The organism is Nostoc sp. XA010, from assembly GCF_020829625.1.
GTDB lineage: Bacteria > Cyanobacteriota > Cyanobacteriia > Cyanobacteriales > Nostocaceae > Nostoc.
Genome location: NZ_JAIVFX010000040.1, coordinates 14,305 through 30,062, shown reverse-complemented (window position 1 = coordinate 30,062; position 15,758 = coordinate 14,305). Strand labels below are relative to the sequence as shown.

General features: G+C 40.8%; 10 protein-coding genes. 4 read left to right on the top strand and 6 right to left on the bottom strand.

Annotated features, from left to right (window positions below):
* Positions 1 to 11: 11 nt before the first annotated feature.
* From LC608_RS31060 to LC608_RS31035, 6 genes are all read right to left on the bottom strand, one after another.
* Complete coding sequence (locus LC608_RS31060; protein ID WP_229557241.1) at positions 12 to 1,853, bottom strand: ShlB/FhaC/HecB family hemolysin secretion/activation protein; 1,842 nt, start codon at positions 1,851 to 1,853, stop codon at positions 12 to 14.
* Positions 1,854 to 1,964: 111 nt separating this feature from the next.
* On the bottom strand, positions 1,965 to 5,516 hold the full coding sequence (locus tag LC608_RS31055; protein WP_229557240.1) for a filamentous hemagglutinin N-terminal domain-containing protein: 3,552 nt from the start codon (positions 5,514 to 5,516) through the stop codon (positions 1,965 to 1,967).
* A gap of 36 nt (positions 5,517 to 5,552) precedes the next feature.
* Positions 5,553 to 6,362 (bottom strand): DUF928 domain-containing protein, encoded by an 810-nt coding sequence (locus tag LC608_RS31050; protein WP_229557239.1) that lies wholly within the window; start codon positions 6,360 to 6,362, stop codon positions 5,553 to 5,555.
* 2 nt (positions 6,363 to 6,364) lie between these two features.
* A complete protein-coding gene (locus LC608_RS31045; protein ID WP_229557238.1) occupies positions 6,365 to 8,725 on the bottom strand; it encodes a CHASE2 domain-containing protein in 2,361 nt (786 codons plus the stop codon).
* A gap of 20 nt (positions 8,726 to 8,745) precedes the next feature.
* Positions 8,746 to 9,705, bottom strand: a complete 960-nt coding sequence (locus LC608_RS31040; protein ID WP_229557237.1) for a DUF1822 family protein — start codon at positions 9,703 to 9,705, stop codon at positions 8,746 to 8,748.
* A 5-nt stretch (positions 9,706 to 9,710) separates the two neighbouring features.
* Positions 9,711 to 10,463, bottom strand: coding sequence for a hypothetical protein (locus LC608_RS31035; RefSeq protein ID WP_229557236.1), 753 nt, complete (start codon positions 10,461 to 10,463; stop codon positions 9,711 to 9,713).
* A gap of 511 nt (positions 10,464 to 10,974) precedes the next feature.
* Between LC608_RS31035 and LC608_RS31030 the strand changes: the two genes are divergently transcribed.
* From LC608_RS31030 to hutH, 4 genes are all read left to right on the top strand, one after another.
* The gene (locus LC608_RS31030) at positions 10,975 to 11,106 is read left to right on the top strand and encodes a hypothetical protein (protein WP_374108473.1); all 132 of its coding nucleotides are present in this window, start codon (positions 10,975 to 10,977) and stop codon (positions 11,104 to 11,106) included.
* Between the two features lie 255 nt (positions 11,107 to 11,361).
* Entirely contained in the window at positions 11,362 to 12,177 is an 816-nt protein-coding gene (locus tag LC608_RS31025; RefSeq protein WP_229557235.1) for a DNA-binding response regulator, read from the top strand.
* 581 nt (positions 12,178 to 12,758) lie between these two features.
* Entirely contained in the window at positions 12,759 to 13,853 is a 1,095-nt protein-coding gene (aroF, locus tag LC608_RS31020) for a 3-deoxy-7-phosphoheptulonate synthase (protein ID WP_229557234.1), read from the top strand.
* 184 nt (positions 13,854 to 14,037) lie between these two features.
* Complete coding sequence (hutH, locus tag LC608_RS31015; RefSeq protein WP_229557233.1) at positions 14,038 to 15,735, top strand: histidine ammonia-lyase; 1,698 nt, start codon at positions 14,038 to 14,040, stop codon at positions 15,733 to 15,735.
* The last annotated feature ends 23 nt before the right edge of the window (positions 15,736 to 15,758 follow it).

Sequence of the window (15,758 nt, the reverse complement as noted above, 5' to 3'; positions counted from 1 at the left end):
TTTGTGTAAGTTTAAAACGGATTATATTGTACAAAAAAATACAGCCCATTCTCTTGCAATGTATTACCTTGAGTATCAACAGAAACTAAAGGAATACCCCACTCAATACCAGCAGTAAAGTTATTGCCCTGTAACCAACGCAAACCCAAACCAACAGAAGCTAGAGTGTTAGTGTTAGTATTATTTTCATCTATACTCGACGAATTATTCCAAGCAGTGCCAACGTCAACAAACGGGGTAACTTGCATAACTCCATCCCATTGTGGTATACGCACAATTGGTAGTCGTAACTCAACAGAAGCAAGAGCGCCATTATTTGCTAGCAGTAAATCTTGACGATAGCCCCGTACACTACTTATACCACCTAGACCAAATTGTTCTGAAGCTAAAAGTGTTGTAGAAGCTAGTTGTACATCGCCACGAATTAACAACAAAGTATCAGGAGCTAACAGACGTACCCATTGTGCTTGTCCTCGCCAAGCGAAAAAGCGGCTGTCAGGTTCGGTATTGTTGATTGTGGCATTAAATACACCAATTCCCAGACTAAATTGAGAACGAGCCGCAATTACTTCTTGGCTATTACGAAGAGTCCATTCTTGAAAAAATCGCAACGCAGAAACACGAGTGTTTCCTTCTGCATCAGCCCCCGGTGAAAGTAGAGAAAGGGGAGCATCCTCCTGTTCAAACACAGAGGAGGAAATATCAGTCTCTCTGCGAGAAGCCGTGACTCCTAGAGCGAATTCTTGATTGGGAGTTTGCACTAGCGGCTGGCGCAATGTGAGTTCGTAATATTGGGAAGCTGATTCAATATCTAGTGCATTAAAAGGACGTTCAATAATATCGGCTGATGTATTGCCATAGCTGAAGGTGAGAGTGCCATTGCGGGGATTGAGAGGCAAACTGTAGCTGGCATCTATGGTATTACTACCGTCAGTATTACTGTATGCTAACGAGATACTATCTCCAAATCCTAGTAAGTTGGCTTCGTTAACTTGCAGTTGCCGTCGGAAGCTACCAACACTAGGGGAACGACCATTGTCAAATACTGTTTCTACATTAAATGTATCTGCCTCTGTTACTTTGATAGCCAACAAATTAGAGCCAGGACGTGAGCCAGCAGATAATTCAGCAGATAAGTTTTGAATTAAAGGATTGAGTTGCAATAGTTGCAGGGATTCTAATAGGCGTTTTTGATTTAAAGGAGTGGATGCCGCTAAAGCTATACGGCTGCGGATATAATTTGGGTTGAGTCGCCTAGTTCCAGTTATCTGGATATCCTCTAATTTACCTTCAATTACTTGGATTTGAACAACGCCATCAGTAAGAGTTTGTTCAGTAATATAAGCTCCAGAAGTAACGTACCCCTCTTGAATATAAAGTTCAGTAATTTTAGAGCGAATTTCTAATAAGTCTGTAAATGTAATTGGTCGATTTGTAAAACACTCGGTTTTCTGCCTCAACCTGTATGTCAGATTTTTTTGACTGCATTCTAGTATTTGATTAAATTTTTTTTGGCTGAATACTGTACTGCCAATAACTTCAAATTGTTTAACGGTAAAGGTTTGTGATGTTTCAGGGAGTGGTTCATCTGGTATGGGAACTAGTTGATCAGGTTGAAATAGTTCGAATGGAGGGGGTAGTTGCGGTGGTGGAGAGGGTGTTGTTGGTGTTCTGGGCGAAAGTGGTTGGACATCCTGCGGTGGTGGGAGTTGTGGGAGCGAGGGAGAATTGTTTTGAAGTAGTTGTACGCGATTGACTGTCTGCGCCTTACCAGGTGTAGTTGCCAGGCTACTAAGTAATATAAGCAAGCAGGATGCTGCAAAAGTTGGAGTAATTTTAGCTACCATAACCATTTAATGAAATTCAAAATTCAAAATTCAAAATTCAAAATTAAGAATAAATAAAAAGCCCCCACTGATTTAAAAAATAGTGCTCTACAATCACCTGTAAGGGTTTAGAGCAAACTAGAAGTGCAATTTTGAATTAATAATTTTGAATTTTGAATTGCTTTGACATTGAATTGGGTTCTGTCTGGGAGTATGAGGAGTAGCGGTGGATGAATTAGCACTGAGGACTATTTGTCCTTTGGCGTTTAGCACTGCACCTGTGGCTTCAACAATGCGTTTGGGAGTGGAGGTTGTTGGTTTATTAGTAATAGGTGGTAGGGAACGGTTGTTGTTGCTGAGTTTAAAAGGCACCCAATCTATCTGGGTTGCATCTGGCGTGAGAATGTCTTTGGGACTGGGTGGTAAACCGCCGCGTCCGGTAATCACAAATCGGTTTTGGGCGTAACCTGGACTATAGCAGCCTTGAGCTAGTTGGGTGTCAACTGGTACTGTTGGCAATTCAATTAAGCCACTGTTGGGGTCGATACCAGGTGTACTCAGTTCGACAGAACCACTTAGATCAGAACTGGCTCCCGTGGCAGTAATATCACTTGTGCTATCAGATTCGATATCTCGGAATTGTATACCAAAAATACCACCTTGGGCATTGATTTGCACATTTCCGCCACGGAAGTTAGCAGAATCGGCCCTGATGTCGCTGTTTCCAGAAGCAATAAGGAAATCGGTGTTAATGTTGATGTTGCCGCCAATAACGTCTTTGCCCGTAGCGTTAGTTATGATGTTGCTATTGCGACTCATGATTAAATTTTCTGAGCTAATGTTAATTGTTGCTTGCTCCCTATTCGGGTCAACTTTAGCGCTGCGTGTATTAGCGCTGAGTAAGGCGTTGTTATCTAAACGGATGGAGGGAGAATTTAATGTCATGATACCTGCGATTCCTGTTCCCAAACTCTGCACAGTTATTGCAGCTCCATCTCGTACTAACAAGGTGTTAGTTTTAATAGTCAAATCACCTGCATCCCCTGTTGAGTCTGCTTCCGCAGAACCAGACAAGCCACTGCCAAAGCTACCATCAGCACTTATGCCAATAATTTGCACATCTTGGGCATCAACACTTAAATTTCCTCCCTTGCCTCCACCCCTTGTACCAGCACTTACCTGCGCCCCATCTTTTAGTAGCAGAGTATTAGTTTTAATAGTCAAATCACCCGCATCCCCTGTTGAGTTGAAATCTGTGGAAGCAAACAAGGCAGTGGGAAAGCTACCATCAGCACTTATGCCAATAATTTGCACATCTTGAGCATCAACACTTAAATTTCCTCCCTTGCCTTCACCAAATGTACCAGCACTTACCTGCGCCCCATCTTTGAGTAACAGAGTATTAGTTTTAATGGTTAAATTTCCTCCCTTACCCGCACCATTCGTACCAGCACTTACCTGCGCTTCATCTTTGAGTAACAGAGTATTAGTTTTAATAGTCAAATCACCCGCATCCCCTGTTGAGTTGAAATCTGTGGAAGCAAACAAGCCAGTGGGAAAGCTACCATCAGCACTTATGCCAATAATTTGCACATCTTGGGCATCAACGGTTAAATTTCCTCCCTTGCCTCCACCCCTTGTACCAGTACTTACCAGTGCCCCATCTCGCACTAGCAAGGTATTAGTTTTAATAGTCAAATCACCAGCATCCCCTATTGAATTTGGATCTGTGGAAGCAAACAAGCCACTGGAAAACCGACGATCGGCACTACCAATGAGTTGTATATCTTGGGCATCAACAGTTAAATTTCCACCCTTACCCGCACCATTCGTACCAGTAACCACTTGTGCCCCATCTCGCACTAGTAAGGTGTTAGTTTTAATAGTCAAATTACCCGCATTCCCTGTTGAGTTTGGTTCTGCGGAAGTAAACAAGGCACTGACAGTCTGACCATTTCTACCAATGAGTTGTATATCTTGGGCATCAACGGTTAAATTTCCTCCCTTGCCCGCACCAAATGTAGCAGCATTCACCTGTGCCCCATCTTCAATTAGCAAAGTATTAGTTTTAATAGTCAAATTACCCGCATCCCCTGTTGAATTTGGCCCTGCCGCCTGAGCAGACAAGCTAGTGGGAAACCGACGATCAGCACTACCATTGAGTTGTATATCTTGGGCATCAACGGTTAAATTTCCGCCCTTGCCCGCACCAAATGTAGCATTAAATACCAGTGCCCCATCTTCAATTAGCAAAGTATTAGTTTTAATAGTCAAATCACCCGCATCCCCTGTTGAGCCTGGTTCTGTGGAAGCAAACAAGCCACTGGGAAACCGACGATCGGCACTACCAATGAGTTGTATATCTTGGGCATCAACAGTTAAATTTCCACCCTTACCCGCACCAGTCGTACCAGTAACCACTTGTGCCCCATCTCGCACTAGTAAGGTATTAGTTTTAATAGTCAAATTACCCGCATCCCCTGTGGAGTTTTCAGTAACAGCATATAAAGCACTGGGAAACAGACCATCATTGGTTGTACCGATCAGTTGGATATCTTGGGCATCAACGGTCAAATTTCCACCCTTACCCGCACCAAATGTACCAGTAGCCACTAGTCCTCCACCTTTAACTTGTAAAGTTTTAGCACTGATATTGATATCGCCTGCCTGCCCGTTTGCTTCTCGTCCCACCTCATTAGTAATTTGGCTCCCATTATCAAGACTAATTGCTCCAGTTGCATTAACTTCAACATTTCCCGCTTTACTATTATCAGAACCCAGCTCAGTCGCTATGCCTGTAGACAGTCGACTTTTTCCTGTCATCTCCAAGTTCTGGGCATTAACCGCGATACTTCCACCATCGCTAGCAGTCACATCTACTACAACGCCATTATTGAGGGAAACATTACTTCTTTCTACACTATTGGGAAAACTCATGCTCAGATTATTACCATCCCCATTTAATTCAATTGTTCCTGCACTTGCTAATCCACCTAACTCTACTCGCCCGCCAAAAGCAAACAATCCTCCACCATCCATATTGATATCACCGCCTACCAACAGCAGACTCTTGCTATCTGGTACGCGTAAACCTGTTGCTATAAATTCAGAAGTTGGATTTAAACCGGACGGAGCAATTGAGTTATTTTGAATAGATGCGGTTTTGATTTGATTAAACAGTAAGGCAGAAGGATTGACTGTTAGCAGTTCAGGAGTATTTGGATTAGTAGCATTGAAAAAACCTTGACTGCCAAATCCAATAGCATTAGCTGTAGTCCCTACAAAAGAACCTTTAATATCTAGCCTCGCACCCTGTCCAAAAATAATCCCGGAAGGATTTATCAAAAACAAATTAGCTGTGCCGTTAGCACGAATTATTCCGTCAATAATAGAAGCTGACCCACCTGTAACTCGACTGATAATATTTTGAATATTTACAGCATTATTAAAAGAAGCAACACCACCAGTAGGCACAGAAAATTCGCCAAAGCTGTGGAACAAGTTGCCACCTGCTTGCGTTCCTCCAGTAATATTGAGGGTGCTGCCATCGGGTGTAACGATGGAATTATTAGGCAAAGTGCCATCCGGGGTAATTTGAGCAAAAACATGCTCTTGCGAAGAAGCAATCAAAAGGCTGCCCATCGCCAAACTGCTACACCAACACCGCCAATCTTGAGTTATCCCTACCATTGTACTCACCCGATTACTCGTCTGATTTTGTCAGTTTTATAAGTTGTAATGCTGTACAATTGGCTCTTTAGCAATATCTTGTAAGCCAATGGCATTTAATAGGTCAACCCAATCTTTATTAAGAGTTGCATCCTGCGAATTTGCATGGCGCAGTTGACCTAAATTAGTTAGGGCATCGTACCAAATATTATTAGCGTTATAAGCAATGTACTCCCTTGGCTTTGCTGACTTTAACTGACTATCAAGAGCTTGAGTCAGCACTTGCCTTTGCACAAACCCATCTACATAAAAATTGTCAGATGTTTCTTGAGGATCACCACAATAAATATGAAAGTACCAATGATATTTTTGATTTGCTTTTAAAGCATATTGTGATTGTGATGGCAGAGTAATACTAATAATTCCTGGTTTTCCTAACAGAGCTAGAGGCGTTCGGTAGATATTTTGCACATCTTTATCATTCTGTGATAGATGTAATACGAACTCTGCGGAACGTGCGGTTTCAGGTAATTCAGGAACATAAAACCAAAAAGTTGGATTTCCTACAACTGTTGATGTCAAGACTGATTTACCTTCATCACCAGGAACTAATGCAGTAAGACGTGTAAGAGAAGTAGGACAATCAGGATTACGCCCAGCCCCGGCTCTGCGTCGGCCTGTAGGTGCGCCGCTTCTTGGTAATGCTGGTTGCTGGGAGGATTGCAACTGGGAATTGCTAACAGTTTTTTTTATAAAATTAGAAAGTTGTGCCTGCACTGGTTGCAAGTAACTTACCATACTTACAAGTAATATAGGAACTACACAAGCACGTTGGATTGATTGGATAAACAACTTTTTTTTCATCATAATTAGAAATCTGATTGCCTTTTTTTACCAAGATGGGAACGTCTAAACCAAAAAACTATGGCCACTTGGGTAACTAACAATGCTAATGCTGACGGGATAAGTGGCACCCATCCAGATAGCATAAAAATACTGAAACATAATCCAAAAAGTATTAAAACTATTACTGTAACTGCCAATCCAAGATGTAGTGGTTTTGAAAAATACCAAGCAACAATACCCCCTAGCAATGACCATCCCCATATCCATAATGCTTCCATCCATCCAGACCACCACCACAACAAAGGTCTACTATCTAAAACTGCACTTAAAATTTGACTTAGCATTTGTGCCTGTACGAACACTCCTGGTACTTGCTTTTGAAGATGTTTTGCATTATAACTGAATGGTGTTTTCCAATAATCGTTGGTATTGGTAGGAGCAGAAAGACCAATAAAAACAACTCGGTCTTTCAGCAATTGTATTGATTCTAACGGTATTTTTTCATCTAACACATCTCTCAAACTAACTTGCTCGGCAATTTTTTCAACAGAGGGGAGAGAACGATAATTTAACAATATTTGATAACCAGATGCATCAACTTTTTGATAACCGCTATTGTGTTCGTTTAATTTCTTAAACACAACATTACCAATCTGTAAGTAACCTGATTTTGTAACACTTGATGTTTTGCCTTCCTTGTTTAAATAATCAAGTGCTAGTTGTAAATTAAAAGAATATTCTGCGGTACATAAAGATGTTGGAGGAGGAGTCAAATATAAAAGCTGACGACGAGCAATAACTTCATCATCTGCAACAAAATCACTAAAACTTAAGCGTTCCTTTGGAACTCCATCAGGTGACGGAATACCATCACTATCACCATCATCATCAGTTGTAGCAACCTTGCACACAAAAAATAGACGATTATCCTGGCTAAAACGAGTGGCTAAATTTGGATATTTTGGATCTACAGTCCCATCACGGTAAATATCTAAACCGATAGTTCGCGGTTGGTATTTGTTTAATTTATCTAATAGTTGAGTAAGTGCTTGGTCAGATAACGACCATCGCATTTGCATTCCTTTATTAATTTGGTACTGAATATCTGCTTCATCAATAGTAATAATTAAAATCCGTTCGTCAGGTTTTTCTGTGACGAACTGCGATCGCAATTGCATAAAATGGTCAAACGCCTGTAACTCCGATGTTTGTAGATAACCCCAATACCGCACCCCCATAACCAAACTTGTTACCAAAAAGCTTGCCAGCAATATGGTCAAAACACTCTTGGTAGTGATCATCTTTTGGTGTAACTGCCAAGTCATTGGCGCTTCCAAAGGATTTTGACAAATTACTGGTAACCAAGTTGCACAAGGATATTCATCTTCTATTCCTTCAAGTCTTTTTCTCGCCTCGCGCAGCGCAGAATATAAAGGTCGTCCGCTAGAAAATTCTGTTAAAAAATGTTTTAAAAATTCCTGTGCTACCAAGTCTGGAACTGGTTCGCGCATGACAATGACTTGAGGAATGTGTAAATCCTCTAATGCTTCTGCTAACCCTAAGCCATCACAGGAATTGAAAATTGCCAAACGCAACCCACTCTCGATTGCTTTTGTCAGTCCATGTTTTAATCTATCTAGAGTAATTGTCGTAGTTTGATTAATTTGCAGAACTCCTTTTTCTTGACTATAACTATGTCCGGCAAAAAATAAAATATTCCAACCTTGATCCCAAAGTTCATTACTTAATTCCTTTCGTTGTGGTTCCAGGAGAAACTTGATTTTAGCTTGGTTTGATAATTTTTCTAAAAACCGTTTATCCTGACTAATATCAATCCCTTTACTATTGCCAAAAATCGCTAAAATTCTAACTTTTTTTTCTTTAATATATATTTTATTTTGTCGTTTTGGCTCTAAGGAACTTAGCGCTACTTCGGCATTTGGATAATCTTCAAAGAAATTCCACAAATGCCAAGGAAGCCGCCGCAATAATTTATCACTAGTTGCAATCATAAAACGAATTTCTTCATTTGGATTTAATTGCGTGCGTAACTTTTGCTCTATTTTGCGAAACTGCTCAGAGTTGAGCCAGATATTAATTCTAGATGATAATTCCTCACATAAATCGTTAAATTCAACTTCTGAAAAATTTGTAATATCAGTCTCTTCGATTTCCAGGCGTACAGACCAACCATGATAACGGTAGAGAGCCGAGTATAGTATTTGCCAATTTCGATAAAGTTGAGGAATTTCTGGTGCTGCTGGTAAACTACCACGAAATTCCATCGCCCGATGATCATTTGTCAACCCAAGTTGAACTGTGACATCGGGGAAGCCTTTGTAGAGGTCTCCCTTACCCAAATTTAAAACAACTAACTTACTCATTGCACTCCGACAAAAAAATGTCAGATGACAAAAGCCTCTTTGATTGTGAAAGCACCATTAGACACTTGTATATTAAAGCCTTCTCCAGAATACCCTCTAAATCGTTTTAATTGAATAAAATTATCATTACTTCGTGATACAACTTCTTGGATATTTTCTCCTGATTCTGACATTAAATTCATTCTCAGGTTAGATTGCAAATAAGTTTGTCCGTTTACTGGATGTAATTGTACAAGTATTTCTACTTTATCTTCAGAATAAGGTGCAATCGCTATTAGCAGCACTACAGATTGATTTCCAACTTGGAATCCCAAATCTATTATTTTTGCTCGTGCTACATTACCTTCATGCTTTGATGAAATACTTCTTAAAGCAAACTTTTTATCATTTATACTGCTGAAAACTTCTTCTAAAGGCATCCAACTATTTTCAAACAGATTCTCAAACCATTGGTTTAAATTTACCCGTATTTGGCTAGGACTGAGTGCAGGGTGAGCAACAGCGTCAGGAATACAGTCGAAGAGGAAATTAAGGGGTTTAAGGCTTGCTAGTGGTATTTGCTCCCAATCATCAGGAATATTAACTCTTCTAACAAATCCCAACAACTGCACTTCATTTAACTGTTCGCTAAACTGGACAGCCACATAACCAATTCTATTTCCCATCACTTCAGGTGGTAGGGAAATGACTGTTTCACCAGGTTGAACTGGACGACATTCTAACTTACCAATGTTGGGAAGAACTAGATCGGCAACATCAAATAAAGCTCGTTTGAGAGGATGCCAACTATCACCTTCTTCTAGAGCAGTATCAATCCATAGCCATTTCAGGTAACTGTAAACAGCATAAACTGCTAGTGTATTCAAATATATTTGTTTCCCTTTTTGAGGCGTGGTTTGTTCAACAGCAAACTGGCGGGCAATGGCATGAGCTTCTTGTCCAAGTGTAATTTTTAAGCAAGGTGTTTCTGTGCTACTCATGGCTGTTAATTAGATTGATATCCGAGTTGAATGGCAACTTCTTGCAGGAGCGGTATTGCTTTTAATTTCCAGTGGGATACTAAAGTTTGGTAATTGATTTGACACTCACGCGCAATATCAGCAAGTGTATCTGGTGGGTTCTTAAAGATGAACAGCAACCTCTGGCTGAGTATTTGGCAGTTACATTCGGGGTGTTTACGAGGATAGCAATTCCGTAGCTGCTTGTCTGGGTCTTGCTCAATGTAATCCGCTAGGCTTGCCACTAGGTACTGTTGTGAGTTCTGTTGCAACTGTTCTAAATAAATTTCTAGCCCACTTAGAACATACGGGTTAGATGGTGTCCCTAATAACCTTCCTCCTTCTGATACTCGTTCTAGCCAACTTGTTATCTCTGCATCTGCATCCGAAATATTTTCATCTAAGGAAAGCTGAAGCCTCCTTGTTTGAGGGGCAGATGAGGAATTTAAATCTTTAATACGCCAGGAAAGGTAGCCTTTAAGCCATTTTACTAAGTCAGTTCGTACTGAAGATGTACGTGGCTGAAAGTTTCTGATATTGTGGCTTAACCACTCCAAACTGTGGTTTAAGGCATCTAAAAAGTGGTCGGGGCAGTCCATGCTTGAGTATTTTCTAAATTCCGGTAGTCCCTGAATTAAAATCAGAAGTCGGCTCATAGCTTTTCGCCATTCCCGGCTGCCATCTGGGTGTTGACAAACTGCTGCTATCAATTGGCGTAGGCGCTCATCCTGATCATCCATAAAAGCTTTTACCAAAGAATAATACAGTAGACACAACACAGCAGCACAGTTATAAGCACTGCTTTATTTGACCTTACTCTTATATCAGGCAAGAATCAAAAAAATATGAAAACTTTAGAATTTTGCTTACTAATCCTTGAGATCCAGTCTAGGAGCAGATAAAAGAAATTATTTAAAGCAAGTTGGTCGGGGTGCAATACTTCTCAGGTTTTGCATTTTTAATCCGGAATCGGGTTTTGGGAAAAGGTTACTGGGGTTGGGTTAAAGGTTTTTTCTTTCCCTTTCCCCCTTCCCCTTCCCCTTTAACCGAAAAGTATTGGGTCGGGGTGTTGCATTTTTCATAATTATCCAAATTTTCACTGATATAGGATTAGAGGCTTGACTTGGAAAAAGATTTTGAAATTTTTTTACCAATTTAGCTTCCGAATAGTTTTCATATTTTTTCATTTTTAGTCTGATTTAGAAGTAATAGCTTGCTGAAAGGAGTAGTTAAAATTAAATTAATCTGCGCTTGTTAAATACTCCTAGCCACGCCACTAGCTTCTATGAATTCGTGCCAACGATGGCAATGGCGGCGATCGTAGCTGGTGCAGATTACCTGATGATTGAAGTTCGCCCGAATGGCATCGCTCGTTCAGCGTAAATCCTTGAGATTCATGGCTTTGGGGTGTGGGGAATTAATTCGATTTTGCTCTGTTTGACGCACTAAAATTCAATTGCCTTAAACACACTCAGCTTACACTCTGCCCAAACTAGGTTTCACGTTTATAAGCATGACATTCCGTTCATATGGTAAGACTTGTAAAAAACTTTTTGGTTTACTAGCAATTAGTGGTGACATATAACGTTATGTCAATCAAAGCCACCATTATTAATTGCAATATTTTCGGAGGAGACGGTGAAAAAAATTCTGGTAATTGAAAATACAGCCTCAACCCGAAATCTTTTTCTAGAAGCCATTAAAGCTAAAGGTTTTTATACTATAGGTGCTGAAAACGGCCTTATCGGTGTCCAACGAGCACAGGAAGATTTGCCCGATTTAATAATCAGCGAAATAGCGATGTCAAAACTCGATGGTTACAGCGTCCTAACGAAGCTGCGTCAAAATCCAGATACAGCGATTATCCCCTTGATTTTTGTAACTACTAAAGTCAGTAAGGCTGACATCCGCAAAGGTATGGAGATGGGCGCGGATGACTATCTCACTAAGCCCTGTAGCGTACAGGAATTATTGAGGGCGATCGCAGCCTGCTTGGAAAAACGAGCCTTTCTCCAACAGTGCTACACTGCACAGTCACAGCCAGTCCCAAAACCATCACTAGCTGACACCACAAGACAGTTTGATTTGGAGTCGATTTTTCCATATGATCCTGGTTTAATGGAGGTTTTCCAGTTCATAGAAGCCAATTATCATCGACCAATTACCCTCAGTAATGTAGCTAATGCAGTTGGTTACTCCTCGGCTTACCTCACAAACTGGGTGCGACGGCAAACTGGGCAAACTGTGCAAAACTGGATTATCCAGCGCCGGATGGCAGCAGCACGTTTCTTGCTTTTGAAAACTAATGAGGGAATAGAAGAAATTGCTATGAAGGTGGGCTATCAAAATTTGGTTCATTTCTTTCGCCAGTTTCGTACAAATCATGGGACAACTCCCCAAGCTTGGAGAAAGTTACAACTATCTCAGGAAAAAGAAGAGCTACAAAAGTGTTAGTCCTGTCAACAAATTGTTTATTGTAGAGCATTGCATATTTTGATAAACTTGTTGTTAATTACAGTGCTCTTGATGTTTGAGATACTACTGTTTTGAGGATGGCTACAAATGATTATAGTCAAAGGCTATAAATGCAATAAGTTTCTAATTTAAGAGGATATTTTAAAAGTTGTTTATTGTAATTTTAAGCACTGTTTAATCTCCCCTAACCCCCTTATAAAAAGGGCAACCGGAATCAAAATCCCCTTAAAAAGGGGATCTAGGGGGATCTAAAACGTTTTGCTACTGACTAAACGACTTTTAAAACATCCTCTGAGATCAAAAAATTGTGCAAAAAGCTTTTTACCAATCTTATTTTTGATAATTAAAAAAATAATTTTAAGCTTGGTAGATGTAACAATACACCTTTTTCAAACTTCATTGGCAAGTAGATTGTAAATATTATTTTTTACTTTGCCTGAAAAGGAACCATGTAATTGAGTAATACTTGTAGCATTTTAAGCAAAGTCCAAATGAAACGGATGACATCATGTGAATCTAAATTACCATGATTTGCAATATTTAAGGAGGATTTTAAATCAATGATTATCGTCATTAAATCCTGTAGCCCAGCAGCAGAAATTGAGCGAATCAGCGAAGAAATTCGCCGATGGAACATAACACCAGAAAAATGTGTAGGTCAGGACAAAGTGGTGATCGGTTTGGTAGGTGATACCGCAGAGATTGATCCCCGACAAATCCAAAATTTAAGCCCTTTTATTGAGCAGGTTATACGGGTGAAGAAGCCTTTCAAACGGGCTTCAAGAGAATTTCGCTATAGCGAACCAACTGATGTAGTTGTACCAACACCCAATGGACCTGTAACCTTTGGTCAAAACCATTCTTTAGTCTTAGTAGCTGGGCCCTGTTCCGTAGAAAACGAAGAGATGATTGTAGAAACAGCACAGCGAGTCAAAGCAGCAGGAGCGCAGTTTTTACGAGGAGGAGCCTACAAACCTCGTACCTCACCTTACGCTTTCCAGGGTCATGGTGAGAGTGCCTTAGAGTTGTTAGCTCAAGCTCGCGTTGTCACCGGGCTGGGGATCATCACAGAAGTCATGGATACAGCTGACATCGATAAGGTTGCATCTATTGCAGATGTGATGCAAATCGGTGCCCGCAATATGCAGAATTTCTCGCTCCTCAAGAAAGTAGGAGCAACAGGTAAACCAGTTCTGCTCAAGCGCGGACTTGCAGCCACGATTGAAGATTGGTTGATGTCAGCCGAGTATATTCTGGCAGCAGGTAATCCCAATGTGATTTTATGCGAACGAGGAATTCGCACTTTTGACCGACAATATACTCGCAACACTTTAGATATATCTGCAATTCCAGTATTGCGAACCCTGACTCACTTACCAATTATGATTGATCCTAGCCATGCTACTGGTAAATCAGAGTTTGTTTCAACTATGTCTATGGCCTCTATTGCTGCCGGTGCAGATTCTTTGATGATTGAGGTACACCCCAATCCCGCTAAAGCACTTTCTGATGGACCACAGTCTTTGACATTGGAAGCATTTGAAGAATTAATGCAAGAATTAGCCAGCATCAGCAAATTCTTTGGTCGTTGGTCTAAAAGCAATAGCACAGTTGCAACGCCAAAGTTCACTACACGAGTTTCTAGCTTCGTTTAACTTTAAATCAGTGGTGTTGCTGGCTTTACACAACATTTTTGCATAAAACCTTACCTCTGGTAAGTATAGAAATGTTTCAGTTAAGGTAAGTAAGTCAATCCAACTTCCGACAGCAACGCCGGATCGCACCGATCAAACAATATATTTCTACGACTAGCTGCAATTTTAGAGCCAAACAACTCCGATGAATACAGTATCCTTAAGCACAGACAAGACTTCTAAATATTCAGCTTCTTTCTCAGGAAAGATAGACAAAACAATTATTGTTGGTGAAAAAAACCTGACAATTGATGAAGTTGTTAGCGTCGCCCGTCATGATGCTTTGGTACGTGTGACTGATAATCAGAAGGTATTACAAGGAATCCAAGCTTCTCGTGACTATATTTCTCATGCCGTTGAAACTGGTCAGTCTATTTATGGTGTGACTAGCGGGTTTGGTGGTATGGCTAATGTTGTCATCTCGCCTGAGTGTGCGCCATTATTGCAGAATAACCTCGTTTGGTTTCTCAAATCAGGTGCAGGGCAGAGATTACCACTGGCTGATATCCGTGCTGCTATGTTGTTACGGCTCAATTCACATTTGTATGGTGCATCTGGTATCCGTCTAGAACTGATTCAGCGTTTAGAAAAGTTTTTGAATGCTGGTGTTACACCCCATGTCTATGAATTTGGTTCCATCGGTGCAAGTGGTGATTTAGTGCCACTATCTTACATTACTGGGGCAATGATTGGTCTAGATCCTAGCTACACCGTTGATTTTAACGGTACAGAAATGGATGCTCCCACAGCCTTGAAAAAGCTCGGTTTAGAGCCATTGCAACTACTTCCGAAAGAAGGGTTGGCAATGATGAATGGTACTTCTGTGATGACTGCGATCGCGGCTAACTGCGTTTACGATACCAAAACCTTATTAACCCTAACAATGGGAGCCCATGCCTTAGCTATTCAAGGTTTGAATGGAACTAATCAATCCTTCCATCCATTTATTCATCAGTTAAAACCGCATCCAGGGCAAAAATGGGCTGCTTCCCAAATGCTCAACTTGCTTGCAGGTTCTTCCTTAGTCCGGGAAGAGTTAGATGGTTCCCACGATTATCGAGGTACGCATTTAATTCAAGACCGTTATTCGCTGCGCTGTCTACCCCAATATATGGGCCCAATTGTTGATGGTATTGAGCAGATTAGCAAACAAATTGAAGTAGAGATTAACTCTGCGACAGATAATCCACTGATTGATGTAGAAAACCAAGCTAGTTATCACGGAGGTAACTTCTTAGGACAGTATGTCAGCATTGGTATGGATCAGCTACGTTATTACATTGGGTTGTTGGCTAAACATTTGGATGTACAAATAGCCTGTCTGGTAGCACCGGAATTTAATAACGGATTGCCAGCATCTCTAGTAGGGAACAGCGAACGTAGTGTGAACATGGGGCTAAAGGGTCTGCAAATAGCCGGAAACTCTATCATGCCGTTATTGACCTTCTACGGCAATTCCATAGCCGATAGATTCCCTACCCATGCCGAACAATTTAATCAAAATATCAACAGTCAAGGTTTTGCTTCTGCAAATTTAGCCAGACACTCTGTAGACATTTTCCAACAGTATATGGCGATCGCGCTCATGTTTGGGGTGCAAGCAGTTGACTTACGCACCTATGCAGTCGCTAAACATTATGACGCTCGTGCTTGCCTATCACCTGCTACAAGAGATTTATATATAGCAATTCGGGATGTAGTAGGACAGTCGCCTGCTGCTGACCGTCCTTACATTTGGAATGACCACCAACAAGGCCTAGACTTACATATTGCCCGGATTGCAGCTGATATCGCCTCTGGTGGACAAATTGTTGCTGCTATTAACAATCTTGTGGTCAACTGAAATTGAGTAGTTTGATTGATGAT